Below are 14,861 nucleotides of genomic sequence, written 5' to 3' on the forward strand. Positions count from 1 at the left end.
GAGCCTTGCCAAAGCCGTGCTCATGACCACTCGTGTCATCACAAGGGCGCGCTGATTTTCTTCGCCGTTTCTACCGCACCGCCACGTAAATATACAGGATGGACTCCGGCGAGAAACCGCGGAATACGCGGTCGTCGTAGACCTCAATATCCACTTCCGGGGTCACGCGGGTTAAGCCGCTGTTCGGCAGGTACTCGACTGCAATTTTATGGAAGGTATCCTGCAGGGTTTCCAGCCCGCCGCGATGCTCGAACACCGCATAGCGTGCCGCCGGCAGGGTCACCTTGACCATGCCTTCCGGCACGGGGTGATCGGCCTCCACTTCCATCCCGGCGATGTACTCAAACTCGCCGGGGGGCAAGCCGGGCGCCATGCGGCACACGCCGAACGACTCCAGCGGGTTGGTGGTGCGAATCTCGCCCATGCGCGGCAGGAACTGCTCCCACATGGCAGAAATTTCCTGATGCTCATTCTTGCCCTGATAGCGGTATCCCAGCACGGTGAAGGCAGGACGTTCAACAATTTCTGGATTCATGATGGATTCTCCCTTGAAGGTTGGCAAGGATTGCGGTCAGACGCCGGGCAGGTTCTCAATCAGGTCGAGCATGCGCTCGTAGTGCGAGCCTTTCCAGTACACCTGACCGCAGGACGGACAGCGGTGAAACTCATCGTAGTACAGGCGGGTGAGCGGCTCCAGTTGCTCCAGCACGCTCTCTTTGCTCACCGCTTCCAGCGGGGTGTTACAGCGCAAACAGCGCTGGAAAGCCCCCTGCCGGTGGTTCAGGCAAAAACGCCGGACAACTTCGGCAACCTGCTCGCGCGGGTTTTGACTGCGTACCCAGTGCCCGTACTGAATACCCTTGCGCATCAGCAGGCGGCGGTCACGGGTGAGCAGGATACGTTCCTGCTGAACAGCAATCTGCGCCAGTTCCTCATCGGCAAAGTCGTTGCGGTACAGACTGTCGTAACCCAGCATGCGCAGGTATGCCGCCAGCCTGCCCAGGTGATTGTCCAGCACAAAGCGCGGCGGGATGGGCAAACTCTGTGGCTCTGCCGGAAAGACCTCGATGCGGTCGCCCTCGGCAGGAGTGCGGCTCAACCCCACCGGTTGACCGTTGCGGCGCACCTCGCCGACCTCGGTATGCGGCACCCCCAGCGACTCGATGAGATGTTTCAGCGACTGATGTCCCTGAAAATCCAGCCAGAAGACCTCGCGCCGCCGCGCGTGAGGCAACAGCATCCACAAATCCGGATGAAAAGCAAACCAGGCACCGGGCATGTCCGCGCTCCGGGAAAAAAGAGGGCTTCCTGCAGGTCTCCCCTGTTTCTTATTGTGAACCCGGGATGGGGATTTGTCAAGGTTTTAGAACGAATATTCTATTTCCCGCCCTCATGTCACTGTGAAGCAATCTTCCCAAGCCCCGCAGGAGATTGCTTCGCAATGACATGATAATACCCACCTCGGCAGGCTCGGCGTGCCTCAAGGTGCAGCATAAATGTGTCGAGACGTTTGAGGGAGAAAATAAAAAACCGGGGCTGTTCTCTGCTACAGAACAGCCCCCGGTGTGATCCGTTCAGGCTTCCTGGCGCGGCAGAAGGAAGACGGCGCGCGCCCCGCCATCCGGCAGGGTCACGGTGATCTTCAGCCTGCCGTCGTGGGTCATCTCCCAGGCGTCTGCGCCGCGCACCTCGGCAAGGCTGGAAAGATCCATGGGCTGGGTCAGGTGCGTGAACGTCCCCCCGCTGACGGTGAAGAAAGCCACCACGCCCGCGGCTTTGTCGGTGACGATTTTCTCATGCACCTCGGGGCTGGAGCCAATCCAGCCGCGGCGGCGCGGATAAGCCGCGCTGACCTCGGGCAGGATACGCCGGTACAGTGCCAGACTCTCCGTCCACAGGCTCAGGACCTCTTCGGAGAGACCGCTCAGCCTGCCGGTCAGGCTGTTGCCGCCCAGGACCAGCGTGGCGAGGGCATTTTCATCTTCCGCCAGGACCGGCGCGGGCAACAGGCTGGTGGGAATGAAGGGGTCGAAGTTCAGCGCTTGACGACTGGCTTGCACGGTGCTTGTCCCGCTCAGGCTATAGCGCCCGGCAGCCAGGAACCCCAAGCCCATCGGACGTTGAGGGCTGGAGACATCCAGATCCACCAGGACATCGGGATACCGCTCGCAGACCTGAGCCGCCACCCGTTGCAGAGCAGACATCAGGCGGAAGCGATAGGCATCGGCGCGTTCCTGCGGGGTGTGCGCCTCGCTGCCGTGATGGTGCAGAGGCGAATCGCACACGGCATCATGGCTCACTCCCGTCCACTGGAAGACCGTGACGCCCTGCTCTTCGCGCAGGCGCATCATCGTCTGCGCCAGGTGATCGGCATAGTCCGAGACCAGGCACAGGGGGACATTTCCCTCCACAGCAGGCAGAGCATCTCCCGCCCTTGTCATACGCCATTCAGCAGAGGCTGGCAGAGCCTGCGGGTTGAGGCGCACGCCCAGGCGCATGCCGTACTCGTCCAGTTTGGCTTTGAGGGGGTTCAGGTCCTCAGCGCGCCGGGGCATGTCCACCACGAACACATCCAGACCCAGGCGGTGGGCAATCTCCGCCTCACGGAGCAGTTGCTCCGGCGAAAGTCCCTGGCGGGGGGCGCTGTAGGTCAGCAAATGCTCGCGGCTGGCGGCATGAGTACAGATTTCATTCATCACGAAACGGCGGTAGCGTGGGAGCATCTCGGTCAACCCGCCGGGAAGCACGCCGATTTCAAACCAGGGGGTTTCAAAGGCTTGTTCGGGACCAATTTCCTGCCCATCCAGGTAACTGCCCGATACCGCATTGAGGAACAGTGCCGAGCGTTCCTGCGAATCTTCCAGCAGGAAGCGCAGGAAAGACTGCGGGGCATCGGCGCCGTGTTCGTAGCCCACCAGCAGGGTGCGTTCGTCGCCTTCCAGGAACATCAGCGGACCGTTGAAGGTCTGCCCGTCAAAGACCTCGGCGGGGTCGAACATCTCCAGATGGGGCTGGTACATGCCCGCCAGCGGATTGAAGTGGCTGAGGCTCAGTTCGCTCAGCGAGGCAATGCCCTCTTCAGGGATTTGCACGCCGAAATACGTCAGCGCGTCTTTGCCCTGCGATTTGGTCAATCGGCAGGGAGCCGATGCGGTAAAGCGCAGTTTCATGCGCAGGATGGGGGACTTGAAGTAACTGCGCAGGGTGACCCGCAGGTAAATATCCGGTTCACCGGCAGAGATGAACAGCACGTCGAACTCGCTCCAGCCTTTCGGGAGCGTCCTCTGCCCGCCCTCGGAACGAAAAGCGAAGCGTCCACGCTTTTCCCCGTTGATCTCCAGTTCCGGGCTGAGGAAGGCAAAGGTGCGCTCTTCCTGGCTGACGTGCGACACCTTGAACAGCACATCCGCAGTATCGCAGGCAAATTTGAGTTCTCCATGGCTAAAGCGTGGATTGAAAAACAACATGGTGCTCCCTCTTCTCTCTTCCCAATGTTTAGATCAAACGTGGCAATTATACCCGCCTTTTGAGGCAAATTGCCCCCGGCTGAAATCCCGTGGCAGAAGGCACAATCTTCACAATTTTTTTATATTTCCTTCAAAGGCTTATCATAACTGCTTTTTATGATGAGAGACAGCAAATAACGAAAATCATCAACTGGGGAAGGGTTTATGCAAGCCAAGGTTAAGACAAGTTTGTTCAACAAGCGTTTCTTTCGCAAAAACATCTGGATTCGCCGGGTGGTGCAGTTTTTCTTCTTTGCGCTGATTGCCCTGATTGCCGTCAATCACACTCTCGCCGAAACCGGACAATCCATCCCGTTTCTTTCCAGCGCTTCTCTGCATGCGCTGTGTCCTTTTGGCGGGGTGGAGACGCTGTACGCCTACCTGACCACAGGCAGTTTTGTGCAGAAAATTCACGAGTCTTCCTTTATTCTGATGATCATCAGTCTGCTCACCGCCCTGCTGTTTGGACCGGTCTTCTGCGGCTGGGTTTGCCCGCTGGGAACGGTTCAGGAATGGTTTGCTTCGATTGGGCGCAAACTCTTCAAACGTCGCCGTTACAACCACTTCATTCCCGCAAAAATCGACCGCTGGTTGCGCTTTCTGCGCTATGGGGTATTGATCTGGGTGCTGTACATGACCGCAACTACCGGAAAATTGATTTTTGCCGATGTGGACCCCTACTTTGCTCTGTTCAACTTCTGGAGCAGTGAAGTTGCGGTGGGCGGATTGATTGTGCTGGGAGCGATCCTGCTGGCTTCCCTCTTTGTGGAGCGTCCCTGGTGCAAATACGCCTGTCCTTACGGGGCGGTGCTGGGATTGACCAATCTGGTGCGCATCTTCAGCATTCGCCGCACAGCCTCCACCTGCCGCATGGATGGCGCCTGCGACATCACCTGCCCGATGAACATCAACGTCAGCGCCAAATCGGTGGTGCGCGATCACCAGTGCATTTCCTGCCTGGAGTGTACTTCCGAAGCCCATTGCCCAGTGGCTGGAACGGTCACGTTTTCCACCGCACGGATTCCCGGCAAGTCCATTTCCTTCGCAAAACCTCAGATCATCGCGGGAGAGAAATAACATGAGACTCAACTCGTTCGCCCTTGCCGCTCTGATTGTGACCCTGATCTTTGGGGGGATTGCTTTCAGCACCGCCATGAACTGGTGGCAGACCGAAACCACCAGGGAAGTAGCCGTCTTTACCGAAGGGGAATTTGCCGGACTGCCCAATCCAGCCGACATTCGCGGATCGTACACCTTTGGGGATGTCGTGAACAACTTTGAGGTCTCGCTGAGCGATCTGGCAATTGCCTTCCGCCTGCCGGCAGATGTGGACGCGGCAAGTTTCAAGGTCAAAGACCTGGAAAGTCTTTATGAAGACCTGCCGGTGGAAGTCGGTACGGCTTCGGTGCGCATGTTCGTCGCCTTCTACCTGGGATTACCCTACGACCTTTCTGCCAGCGAGGATACCTACCTCTTCCCCGAAGCCGCCGCCATCCTGCAAGCACGCGGGAATATGCTTCCCGAACAAGCCGCTTTCCTGGAAAGCCATATCGTTCCGGAAACTGCCGCAGAGACGGTAGAGAGCGCCCCGGAATCCCCGGCAACCAGTGTCACCCCCACTCCAGCGCCTACCGAACACGTTGCGCCGGAGCGTACCGTCACCGGCAAGACCACGTTTCAGGAACTGCTGAATTGGGGAGTTACCCAAGAGACCATTGAAAGCCTGCTTGGCGGCGCCATGCCTGCCCCTGCTACTTCCATTAAGGACTATGCGGTCAGCAAAGGACTGGAGTTCTCTTCTCTGAAGACCAAACTGCAGGAAGCCGTGGAGCAGGTGAAGTAAGCCTTCAGCCTTCGCCGCACATGTGCGTCTCTCATCTTCAGTCCACCCCAAGTTGCCGGCATTGGGGTGGACTTTTTCAGCAAGTTTGTCCTTCAGCCGATGGGTTTATGATATGATAGCGCCGTTGCACTTCTCATCGAAAGGAACATGGCAGTCATGGAATGGACAGGATACCTGTGGATTGCGCTGGCGGCGGTTGCCGCAGGGGCGATTAATGCGCTGGCAGGCGGCGGCACGCTGATCACCTTTCCGGCGCTCACCGCGGTGGGCGTCCCGGCAGTGGTAGCCAACGTGACCAATACGGTTGCCCTTCTGCCGGGCTATCTGGGCGGCACCTGGGCACAGTGGGAAGATTTACAGGGACAGTCACGGCGCACGCGGGCGCTCTTACCCGCTGCGCTAATCGGCGGGTTGCTGGGCGGTTTTCTGCTTTTGCTCAGCGGCGAACGCCTGTTCCGCGCACTGGTGCCATATCTCATCCTGTTTGCCTCGCTCTTGCTGGCGGTGCAGGATGAAATCCGCAAACGGGTGTTCTCTCCGGCGCGCATGGAAAGGCACGCCCGCGCACCCGAAGCCCTGGCGGTGATTCCCGTTCTGCTGGCTTCGGTGTACGGGGGGTATTTTGGCGCCGGTCTCAGTGTGATTGTGCTGGCAGTGCTGGGCCTGGTGCTGGAGGATTCGCTCACCCGTCTCAATGCGCTCAAGCAGGGGGTTGCCTTTGCCACCAATCTGGCGGCGGCTCTGTTCTTCGTCTTTTCCGGCAAGGTGCTGTGGAGTGCGGCGCTGGTGATGGCAGTCGGGGCACTACTGGGCGGGGTGCTGGGCGGTAAACTCGCCGGGCGGGTCAAACCCATCGTCCTGCGCTGGCTGGTGGTTTCGATTGGTATTGTGGTTTCAATCCTCTATTTCATCCGCGGTTGAGGCAATCTCTCACAGCGGGGAAAATTTATATAATAAAGGGAGGCAAAGGAAACTGGAAAATGCCCCCTCATCTGGTGATTCACACGCAGGAAAACCTGCCCCCCGCCCTGCACTGGCAGGCGCTCAGTTTCAAGCGCATGGTGTGGGCAAGTGCTTTTCAGGGCGAGCATCGCTTCGATGCCGACTGGTATCCGCCGGGGTATGAGGTCCTGCACTTCAGCATCGTCGAGGGGGAAAATCTCATCAGCCACTGCGAACTGGTGCGCCTGACCTTCGGACTGGAGAATGAGGTCTATCAAATTTACGGTTTGGGCGCGGTGATGACCTTCCCGCCCTACCGCGGCGAGGGCTTTGCCCGCCGCGTGGTCGAAGCCGCAACCCGCCACATCCTCACCTCCGATGTGGATTTGGGCTTGCTGTTCTGCCGCCGCGAACTGATTCCCCTCTACGCTTCGTGTGGCTGGGAAGCGCAATCGCCCACGGCGTTGACCGTGCTGGGCAGCACCCTGCGCAGTGAGGACGCCGAGATGGTGCGCATGGCGCTGTTCGTCTCCGAAAAGGGCAAAGCCGCCCGCGAGGCTTTCCTCAACGACCCACTGACCATTGAGTGGCTCTGGTAAAGGGAAGGTTTCCCTCAGGCACTGGGATTCAACGTTTCTTCGCGCAGGCGCTGGATATCGCGCACAGGTGAATTTCCAAAAAGGCTCTTGTACTCGCGGCTGAAGTGAGCCGGGTCATGATAGCCCAAGCGGTAAGCCGTGCTTGCCGCATCCAGATTCTCGCTCAGCATCAGGCGGCGGGCTTCCTGCAAACGCAATTGCTTACGAAACTGCTGAGGGCTCATGGATGTGACCGCCTTGAAGTGGTGATGCAATCCCGAAACGCTCATTCCCAATTCGCGGGCTAAATCTTCCACCCGCAGAGGAAGGTTGAGGTCCTGCCGCAGGCGTTCGACGGCTCTGGCAATCAGCGGGGTGTACCCGTTCAGGGTGGTCAGGTGGCGCAGTCGCACACCCTGCGCTCCCTTAAGCAGACGAAAAACAATTTCCCTGGTGATCCATGGCATAAGGGCAGGTGCCTCATCAGGGGCATCCAGCAGACGCACCAGACGCACCACAGCGTCCAGCAAATCGGTATCCAGCGGGCTGACGTCCATTGCCCTGACATCCATACGTGGAGAAGGCACAGACTGCCCTGCATTCAGCATCACTTCATACACCAGAGCCGGGTCGAGTTCAAGGCGAAAACTGAGATAAGGACGTTCGGGAGAGGCTTCCAGAATCTGGCTGATGCGTGGCAGTTCAAGCGTAGCAATGAGATAGTGATCAGGATCGTACAGATAACGGCTGTTACCCAACCAGATTTCTTTCCTGCCCTGGGCAATGACGCAGAAAGATGGCTTGACCACGCTGTGCACCCGCTGACGAGGCGTAGAGACACGCGCCAGGAAAAGACCTTTGAGCGGCTCAATGACGCCATCTTCGGGAAGTGCCCTCAAGATGCGCTCCACCAGTTCCTGGTGAGCCAGTTTTCGGCGCGAGGCTTCTCTGTCTTCCTGCTGGTAATGCCCGTCCATCATTCTCTCTTTTCCCATTGTCAGGTTTGCAGAATTATACAATCATCCCCCACGATGATACAATGAAATTTGCCCCCGATGCCCCTATAATTACCGGTAACCTGCAACCTCATGATAAATCCGTTCTGGAATGGAGGGCTTTATGGAAATCATTCGTGTGGGAACTCAACCTTCGATCAAAGGCTCTGAAGACACCTTTAGCGGCAGTGTGCGCATTGACCGCCTGTTCAGCGCTCCCGAACCGGCACAGGTGATGGTATCCAGCGTCACCTTCGAACCCGGCGCACGCACTGCCTGGCACACTCACCCGCTGGGACAAATTCTCATCGTCACAGCGGGATGCGGACGGGTACAGAAATGGGGTGGAGAAGTCACAGAGATTCGCCCCGGCGATGTGGTATGGATTGCACCGGGTGAAAAGCACTGGCACGGCGCCAGTCCCACCACCGGGATGACGCATCTTGCCATTGTGGAACGCTGTGAGGGTAAAAGCGCCGACTGGATGGAAAAGGTAGACAATCAGGACGAAGGGAATAGATGAGCGGCTGGACGACAGAAGAACTGGAAGTTATTGGCAAGGCTGAAGAACTGCACCTTGCTCCCCAGCGCGAGGATGGAACTGCAGGCAAATTCGTGACCATCTGGGTGGTACGGGTGGACAATGACCTGTATGTGCGTTCCTGGCGGGGACAGCAGAGCAGGTGGTACCGCCAGGCACAGGCACACCTGGCAGGGCGCATCCGTGCGGGCAAGATTGAAAAGGATGTTCTCTTTGTGGAAGAAGATGACCCTGCCATCAATGCGCAGGTAGATCAGGCGTACCGTCAGAAGTACCGGCGCTACCTTTCCTATGCCGAAGCCATGGCGTCCCTACCGGCGCGCACCACCACTCTTAAACTCATCCCGCGCGAAACAGATACCGCAGGCAATGCCTGAAGGCACATCATCGAAACACCCCTCCTTTTTAAACATTGAAAGAACACTCTATGGAACAACGAGAGAAGAACCTGCTGGGAATTGGTTTTGTCGTGCTGGGAATGTTGATTTTCTCCCTGCAGGATGTAGCCGTCAAGCGTTTCAGCGGGCAGTACCCGATTCTGGAAATTGTGCTGTTTCGCAGTCTCACTGCCCTGCCGGTAACTCTGTTATTTTTCCGCGCGGAAGGCAGGCACGGCTTGCCCACGACACGTCGTCCTTTGCTGGAAATCATCCGCGGGGGGTTCTATTTTCTCTCTTTCACCACCTACATGATGGGAGTAGCGGCACTGCCACTGGGGGATATGGCAGCCATCCGTAACTCAGCGCCGTTGATGATCACCCTGCTCTCGGCAATGTTCCTGGGGGAAGGTATCAGCCTGCCGCGATGGCTGGGGTTGCTGACGGGCTTTGTGGGGGTTTTGCTCATTGTCCAGCCGGGTACGGCAACCTTCAATCTGGGGTCGGTGTTTGCCCTGATTGCCACCCTGTTCTACGCGCTGAATGTCATCCTCACCCGGAAGTTGCACAGAACCGACAGCAGTGCTACCATGGCGTTCTACAGTTCGCTGGTGTATCTGGGCGCGTCTTTCCTGCTGGCGCCGCTTTCCATGCTGGTGGGAGAAATGCCCGATGCGCATCCCAGCATTGCCTTTTTGTTTGCCTCATGGCGTATCCCCTCACCGCTGGACTTGCTCATCATGCTGGGGTTGGGACTGGTCTGGGCGGCGGGGATGTACTGTATCGCCCGCGCCTACAGTCTGGGACAAGCCCCGGTGGTTGCGCCGTTTGAGTATTCCTCACTACCCATCAACATCCTGTGGGGAATGCTTCTCTGGCATCACCTGCCCACCGCCATCATGTTGAGCGGGGCAACACTGACCCTGCTCAGCGGGCTGTACCTGATTTACCGGGAACGCCGGGAAAGCATGCTGAAGGTGGAAACCAAACCCTGAAGCCCCACCCGCCCGCACATGGCTTCAGGAAAACCAAAAACGTCCCCTTGAGAAACTCAGGGGACGTTTGAAAGAGTTCATTTCGACAGTTAGCGGATTTCCAGCGAGTAATAGGCTGGCTGGACGGTGAAGCGCGTGGTGCCGCTCACCACCAGCGTGGCGCGGGCATCACTACCCGACAGGTTGATGGTGTACTCGGCGCGCTGAGTCTCATCCAGTTCCAGCGGGATGACCTGCGTCCTGCCGTCTTCCAGAATCAGGGTGACGCGGAAGGTCTGCGGGAGCAGGTTGGCAACCCGCGCAAAGCCGTGGGCTTCCCAGCCGCCTTCGTCCTGCTCAAAATCGCTGAAGTAGCCGACGGCGTCCACTGCCACATCGTCCAGCAGGAAGCCTTCACCGTTGACCGCCGCATCGGTGATGTACTCAAACCGCAGGTACACCTGCTTTCCGGCGTATTGGGAGAGATCCACTTCCTCTTCCACCCAGCCGCCGCTGGCGCCGTTGTACCCCCAGCCCAGGTTGTTGCCTACGGGGTTGTCATCGGTGCCAGAGGGGGTTTCTACCATCTCCCAGGTCTTACCGTCGGTAGAAGCCACCAGATAGAGGTAGTCGTAATTCTCTTCCAGGTCGTACCACATGCGGTAGCGCAGGGTGATGGGGGCTTTCACGCCGCTGAAATCGAACTTGCGCGTCAGGGTCATGTCGGACTCGTCGCCTTTGTTCGACCAGAAGGCGTAATCGCCGGAGTAGGGGCTTTCGGGCAACAGTGAGGCGGTGGTTGCCCCCTGGAAAATCAGGGTATGCTCGCCCGGGCAGGTGATTTGAATGTAATCGGCGCCGTACTGGTTGACTTCGCGCTCCAGCGTTCCAGAGGGGCAGGTCTCCACGTACTCAGTGGGAGAGGCTTGCGGGGCGGCGTCGTAGTTGGAGTAGGTGTAGCGTCCATCGCCCACGCGCTTGTCCTGCAGGTAGTTGGCAACCGTCCAGTCGGCAAAAACGCTGTCGGCGGTGATGGGATTGCCGGTCAACGGGTCGGTGAGATTGCGCTCGCGCAGGACGAGGTCAATGCTCTCCATGCCGTTTTCGGGGTGGGCGACCAGGGCTTTGGTGGCGTCCTCCCCAAAACGGTCAAGGAAATAGGTGACGAAGAGGAAGGATGCCCCGTAGTGCGGGGTGGACTGGCTGGGGTCGGGCCAGTATGCCAGCGGCAGGTCGGGGTCGAGCATGAAGAGGTAATCGAAGCCGCCAGTTTCATAGCCGTTGAGCATTTCCGCCAGCACCGAAAAGCCCTCGTTGAGCCAGGATTCCTCGTTCTTGTCGCGGTAGTAATGAATCATGTGCTGAAACTCGTGCGCCATGGTGCCGTAGGTGTATTCTTCGTCCAGAGCCACGTTGTCGGCACTGAGGACGAACATCTCATGCCCGTTGGAAGTCTCGTTGACCGCCGGGGGGACTTCGTCAGATGAGGAATAGTACCCGGCAATGTCCACGCCGATATTGGAGACGTACAGCACGTAGAGGTGCGGGTCGCTGTCCACACCGGGCGTCCATTCACTGCCGAAAAATTCGCGGTTGGTTGGCACGATTTTCTGAGAGAAGGCGTCTGCCAGGCGCTTGAGGGCGCGGTCATCGGTCTTCACGCCGTCTTCCACCCAGAAGTACACCACATCGGTGGCGTAGCGCAGGACAGCCGTTACCTGACGGGTCTCGTCGGTGTCGGTGTTGGTCACCCAGAAGGATTTTTGGTCGCCCACGCGGTAAGGGGACGCGGGCGCGGGCAGGGTGGGCGAAACGCCGGTAATGCCCATCAGGCGCGCGGCAATGTCCAGCGGGTCGTTGACCGGCACCAGAGTATCGCGCAGGGTTTGCAGGGTTTCAGCGGCAATGGCTTCATCGCCGCCCAGCACGCGGGTAGGGACGGGCTCAAAAGGCGCAGGGGTGGCGTTCTGCGGGGTTTCGGTCTCGTTGGGGAAAACGTCTATGGTCGGCAGAGGCACGGTCAGGGTCTGGCTGACCTCACCGCGGGTGAGGAACACCAGCGCCGCGCCGCCGATTCCCACCACCGAAAGACAAAGACACGCCACCAGAAAGATGACGCCGCAGGCAAGCAACCATTTTTTGCCGGTATCACTCATTTTTCATCTCCTTTATCCATACTGGCGCCAGCCACCAGCGCCAGGGTCATCCAGTAATAGGGTAATCCGAAAGTGTCCACACTGAAGCCCTCGGCAATCAGCCCTGCCAGCAACAGCAATCCGGTAAGCCCGATTGTACCGGAAAAACGACCGGAAGAGCGGAACAAGCGGCAGGCTGTCCAACCCTGCACCATCAGCCACACCAGCCAGCAGGCAAAGCCCAGCGCGCCGGTTTCTGCCAGCAGGCGCACCCACAGGCTTTTGGAATTAGGGATGACGCTGAGGCGGTACATCAGCGTGGAAACCTCGGTGAGATTCCATGAGAAGGCGCTGAGGGTTTGCGGGAAGAAGTAGCCCGCGTTGCCCATGCCCACTCCCAGCAGGGGATGCTCGTTGAAGACCTGCCAGCCGGCTTGCCAGAAGATGAGGCGCTCGGCAAACACCAGTTGATTGGCATACGCCAGGAACGAGCCTTTGACCAGCAGAACGCGAAAATCCAGCAGTTTTTCCATGCGCGGGTCAAAGCGGCGCAGGGCAAGCGCCGAACCGATGAACATGCTCAGCACCAGCGCGCCCACCGCGAGGATGAGCGCCGCGCCGACCGTGGCGCGCAGGAAGATGCGCGCAAAGCCCTGCGCGCGGGAACGGCGGGTCAGGCGATCCTGCAGGCGCGCCATGAGACGCAGAGCAACGCCGATGAGCAGAAAAGCCATCATCAGCACCAGCGCCAGCAAACCCACCCGCGAGACCGAGACCACCAGCGAAGCCAGCCCGCCCAGCAAGAGCAGGCGTTCGGCGGTGAGGAAACCCCAGCGCCAGCGGTGGACTGTCTCGCCGCGCAGAGATGCCGCCAGCCACCAGGGCAGGTAAAGCATGTTCAACTGGTGTGCCAGCCATGAGGGTTCAAAAGCCAACGCGCTGGCGCGGGCGGGGTAAAGTTCGTGAGTCACCAGTAGAGACTGCAGGGCGTCCATCCACTGCGGGTAAGCGCCGTGGAGTTTCCAGAAAAGGGCTTGCGCCAGCGCCGCAGTGATGAGAATGACGCCGGAGAGGTTCACCCAGCGCAGGAACGAGCGCCGCCGTTCGGGTTCGCTCGTCCACAGGGTGGTGAGCAAGTAAAACGCCATGCCCATGCCCAGGGTTGCCAGGGCTTCGATTTGCTGGCGGTAAGGGGCAATATCCCGAAAGGCAGGCAGGGGCAGGAAATACGAGAGCAGAGTAGAGAGGACGCCCGCGCCGGCAAACGCCAGCAGAGGCAGGACAAGGCGCGGCAGGCGCGCGCCTTGCCAGAGTTGCGGCGGAAACCACAGCACCACCAGCGCGGCGAGGGGGAACAGCGCGGCAGGCGCCACCATGCTGGAGCCGGTCAGGCGCGCCACCAGCGGAAAACTGGTGAAAGGAAGCGCCAGCGCCATCAGCGCCCACAGGGCTTCCACGCTCAGGCGGTACACCTTATCCCGAAACGCCATGCTTCCTCTCGGGGAGCGCAAACACCAGAATCAGCCCTGCCAGCAAACCCAATCCCAGCCCGCTCAGCACCAGCCAGCCGCGGCGGTACGAAACGGGACGCGGCGCGGGCGTCTCCCACTGCACTTCGTGGAGCAGAAGGCTACTGCTCAACCCGCGCGAGGCAAGGCGCTCTTCCAGCAGGCGCTGGCTGGTTTGTGCCAGTTCTGCCTGCAGGTCGGGCAGGCGGGCAAAGCCGCACAGCCCGTAAGCCGGTTCGGTAGTAACGGCACGGGAAAGGCAGGCAGTCAAACTTTCGGCGTAGCGGCGCAGTCCATCGGCAGTGAGGGCGTGGGCGTAGGCGCGCTGAAGTTCGTCCCACGACCACTGCATCCACAGTCTGCCCAGCGTCTCGGCTTCCTGCGGATGGGGACGGTGCAGGCGCACGCGCCACTCGTTGAGGCGCCGCTCCACGCTGGACGAGTCCCGCAGGTCGGCGGGGGTGAGGGCGATGCCCTGTTCCTGCGCCAGCGCGGCAATCTGCGCCAGCGTGTCGGGGGAATACAGGATATAGCCCACCGCCTCGAACATGACATCTTCCTCGTACTGCGTCAGTTCGCCGGCGGTGGTCTGGTCAATGCCGGTCAGCACGCTGAATGAGACTTCGTACTCGGTGGCGGTGCGCAGGCTGTACACAAAAGCCATCAGTGCGCCCAGGAAGGCGCACAGCACCAGCATCCACCAGCGCCGGAGCAGGCGCTCGCCTTCCAGGCGCGGGGAAAATTCGGCAACTGTCTCGGGCATGGGGATATTATACCCGCAGGCTCAGGGAGCTTCAGATGTTTCGTTAAGAATAGCAGGCAAATACAACCAGAATTGATTTTCCGTGGACTGAAAATTCATAAGAATCAGGTTTTTCTGGCAGTCGTCAAAGGTCTGCACGGGATAAACCGGCGAGAGGGGTTCGAATTTGTCGTTGAGCAGTTGGATGGTGAGGGCTTCGCTGGTCGTGGCGGATGCCGTGCCGACCTGAATCTCATACCCGCCGGCGCCGTAGGCTTTCGCCAGCCCGCTGAGAGCCAGGGCATCCACGGCTTTGCCGTTGAACAGTCCTTTGACCACCACCACGATGTTATCCTGCGGCAAACCTGCCGAGTTAAACACCTGACCGGCAATGCCCACCCAGGCACAACCCGCTTCGGGGTGGGTGAAGGCGGGCAGGTAGGCTGGCGAGCCCGCCTGCAGGACAAAGGCAGGCGTGGGGCTGGGCGCAGGGGCAGATGGTGCGGGAGAAGACTCCGGGGTAGCCGCCTCGGGGCTTTGCGGCTGGGTGGGGGTGATCAGCGGGGGCAGGGTGCGCACCACCTGCGGGGTGGCAGTGGGGGCAATCTGCGGCGGGGGATTGGTGGGAGCCGGCTGAGCAGGCGCTCCGGGAAGAGGAAATCCACTGCAAGCGGTGAGCATGAGCATCAAAGCAAAGAACAACACAACCCTGCGCACGGA

The 14,861-nt window shown here is 59.5% G+C and carries 15 protein-coding genes; 7 read left to right on the plus strand and 8 right to left on the minus strand.

Features of this window, described 5'->3' with window-relative positions:
- Window positions 1–70: 70 nt before the first annotated feature.
- The 3 genes from ANT_RS14500 to ANT_RS14510 all read right to left on the minus strand — a co-directional run bounded on the left by ANT_RS14500 (window position 71) and on the right by ANT_RS14510 (window position 3,467).
- Window positions 71–535: a GyrI-like domain-containing protein gene (locus ANT_RS14500; RefSeq protein WP_013561279.1), complete on the minus strand. Its 465-nt coding sequence runs from the start codon at window positions 533–535 to the stop codon at window positions 71–73.
- A 36-nt stretch (window positions 536–571) separates the two neighbouring features.
- A complete protein-coding gene (locus ANT_RS14505) occupies window positions 572–1,279 on the minus strand; it encodes a Mut7-C RNAse domain-containing protein (RefSeq protein ID WP_013561280.1) in 708 nt (235 codons plus the stop codon).
- A gap of 295 nt (window positions 1,280–1,574) precedes the next feature.
- Window positions 1,575–3,467 (minus strand): alpha-amylase family protein, encoded by a 1,893-nt coding sequence (locus ANT_RS14510; RefSeq protein WP_013561281.1) that lies wholly within the window; start codon window positions 3,465–3,467, stop codon window positions 1,575–1,577.
- A 204-nt stretch (window positions 3,468–3,671) separates the two neighbouring features.
- Between ANT_RS14510 and ANT_RS14515 the strand changes: the two genes are divergently transcribed.
- The 4 genes from ANT_RS14515 (at window position 3,672) to ANT_RS16670 (ending at window position 6,890) form a co-directional block, all read left to right on the plus strand.
- Window positions 3,672–4,583: a 4Fe-4S binding protein gene (locus ANT_RS14515; RefSeq protein WP_013561282.1), complete on the plus strand. Its 912-nt coding sequence runs from the start codon at window positions 3,672–3,674 to the stop codon at window positions 4,581–4,583.
- A gap of 1 nt (window position 4,584) precedes the next feature.
- Window positions 4,585–5,349, plus strand: coding sequence for a hypothetical protein (locus ANT_RS14520; protein WP_013561283.1), 765 nt, complete (start codon window positions 4,585–4,587; stop codon window positions 5,347–5,349).
- A gap of 156 nt (window positions 5,350–5,505) precedes the next feature.
- Window positions 5,506–6,270, plus strand: a complete 765-nt coding sequence (locus ANT_RS14525; RefSeq protein WP_013561284.1) for a sulfite exporter TauE/SafE family protein — start codon at window positions 5,506–5,508, stop codon at window positions 6,268–6,270.
- Between the two features lie 59 nt (window positions 6,271–6,329).
- Window positions 6,330–6,890 (plus strand): GNAT family N-acetyltransferase, encoded by a 561-nt coding sequence (locus ANT_RS16670; protein WP_013561285.1) that lies wholly within the window; start codon window positions 6,330–6,332, stop codon window positions 6,888–6,890.
- 14 nt (window positions 6,891–6,904) lie between these two features.
- Here the strand turns inward: ANT_RS16670 and ANT_RS14535 are convergent, their stop codons facing one another.
- A complete protein-coding gene (locus ANT_RS14535; protein ID WP_013561286.1) occupies window positions 6,905–7,849 on the minus strand; it encodes an AraC family transcriptional regulator in 945 nt (314 codons plus the stop codon).
- 139 nt (window positions 7,850–7,988) lie between these two features.
- On the opposite strand from ANT_RS14535, the gene ANT_RS14540 reads away from it, so the two are divergent.
- Genes ANT_RS14540 through ANT_RS14550 form a run of 3 tightly spaced genes read left to right on the plus strand, consistent with a single transcriptional unit; the run spans window position 7,989 to window position 9,777 of the window.
- The gene (locus ANT_RS14540; RefSeq protein ID WP_041455079.1) at window positions 7,989–8,387 is read left to right on the plus strand and encodes a (R)-mandelonitrile lyase; all 399 of its coding nucleotides are present in this window, start codon (window positions 7,989–7,991) and stop codon (window positions 8,385–8,387) included.
- A complete protein-coding gene (locus tag ANT_RS14545) occupies window positions 8,384–8,782 on the plus strand; it encodes a DUF2255 family protein (RefSeq protein WP_013561288.1) in 399 nt (132 codons plus the stop codon). Before ANT_RS14540 ends, ANT_RS14545 begins: the two co-directional genes overlap by 4 nt.
- Window positions 8,783–8,832: 50 nt before the next feature.
- Window positions 8,833–9,777, plus strand: a complete 945-nt coding sequence (locus ANT_RS14550) for a DMT family transporter (protein ID WP_013561289.1) — start codon at window positions 8,833–8,835, stop codon at window positions 9,775–9,777.
- 89 nt (window positions 9,778–9,866) lie between these two features.
- Here the strand turns inward: ANT_RS14550 and ANT_RS14555 are convergent, their stop codons facing one another.
- From ANT_RS14555 to ANT_RS14570, 4 genes are read right to left on the minus strand one after another with little or no spacing between them, the layout of a single operon-like run.
- Window positions 9,867–11,912, minus strand: coding sequence for a choice-of-anchor J domain-containing protein (locus ANT_RS14555; RefSeq protein WP_013561290.1), 2,046 nt, complete (start codon window positions 11,910–11,912; stop codon window positions 9,867–9,869).
- The gene (locus tag ANT_RS14560; RefSeq protein ID WP_041455080.1) at window positions 11,909–13,381 is read right to left on the minus strand and encodes an O-antigen ligase family protein; all 1,473 of its coding nucleotides are present in this window, start codon (window positions 13,379–13,381) and stop codon (window positions 11,909–11,911) included. Before ANT_RS14560 ends, ANT_RS14555 begins: the two co-directional genes overlap by 4 nt.
- Window positions 13,365–14,162, minus strand: coding sequence for a YveK family protein (locus tag ANT_RS14565; RefSeq protein WP_013561292.1), 798 nt, complete (start codon window positions 14,160–14,162; stop codon window positions 13,365–13,367). The genes ANT_RS14560 and ANT_RS14565 overlap by 17 nt, the downstream gene beginning before the upstream one ends.
- Before the next feature lie 21 nt (window positions 14,163–14,183).
- Window positions 14,184–14,858, minus strand: a complete 675-nt coding sequence (locus ANT_RS14570) for a hypothetical protein (RefSeq protein WP_013561293.1) — start codon at window positions 14,856–14,858, stop codon at window positions 14,184–14,186.
- Window positions 14,859–14,861 lie beyond the last annotated feature (3 nt).

This window comes from Anaerolinea thermophila UNI-1, assembly GCF_000199675.1.
GTDB classification, from domain to species: domain Bacteria; phylum Chloroflexota; class Anaerolineae; order Anaerolineales; family Anaerolineaceae; genus Anaerolinea; species Anaerolinea thermophila.

Coding starts and splice junctions, on each gene's coding strand:
- ANT_RS14505 (WP_013561280.1), bottom strand. CDS start 1,279: ATGCCCGGTGCCTGGTTTGCTTTTCATCCGGATTTGTGGATGCTGTTG.
- ANT_RS14540 (WP_041455079.1), top strand. CDS start 7,989: ATGGAAATCATTCGTGTGGGAACTCAACCTTCGATCAAAGGCTCTGAA.
- ANT_RS14565 (WP_013561292.1), bottom strand. CDS start 14,162: ATGCCCGAGACAGTTGCCGAATTTTCCCCGCGCCTGGAAGGCGAGCGC.
- ANT_RS14535 (WP_013561286.1), bottom strand. CDS start 7,849: ATGATGGACGGGCATTACCAGCAGGAAGACAGAGAAGCCTCGCGCCGA.
- ANT_RS16670 (WP_013561285.1), top strand. CDS start 6,330: ATGCCCCCTCATCTGGTGATTCACACGCAGGAAAACCTGCCCCCCGCC.
- ANT_RS14520 (WP_013561283.1), top strand. CDS start 4,585: ATGAGACTCAACTCGTTCGCCCTTGCCGCTCTGATTGTGACCCTGATC.
- ANT_RS14545 (WP_013561288.1), top strand. CDS start 8,384: ATGAGCGGCTGGACGACAGAAGAACTGGAAGTTATTGGCAAGGCTGAA.
- ANT_RS14500 (WP_013561279.1), bottom strand. CDS start 535: ATGAATCCAGAAATTGTTGAACGTCCTGCCTTCACCGTGCTGGGATAC.
- ANT_RS14515 (WP_013561282.1), top strand. CDS start 3,672: ATGCAAGCCAAGGTTAAGACAAGTTTGTTCAACAAGCGTTTCTTTCGC.
- ANT_RS14525 (WP_013561284.1), top strand. CDS start 5,506: ATGGAATGGACAGGATACCTGTGGATTGCGCTGGCGGCGGTTGCCGCA.
- ANT_RS14560 (WP_041455080.1), bottom strand. CDS start 13,381: ATGGCGTTTCGGGATAAGGTGTACCGCCTGAGCGTGGAAGCCCTGTGG.
- ANT_RS14555 (WP_013561290.1), bottom strand. CDS start 11,912: ATGAGTGATACCGGCAAAAAATGGTTGCTTGCCTGCGGCGTCATCTTT.
- ANT_RS14550 (WP_013561289.1), top strand. CDS start 8,833: ATGGAACAACGAGAGAAGAACCTGCTGGGAATTGGTTTTGTCGTGCTG.
- ANT_RS14510 (WP_013561281.1), bottom strand. CDS start 3,467: ATGTTGTTTTTCAATCCACGCTTTAGCCATGGAGAACTCAAATTTGCC.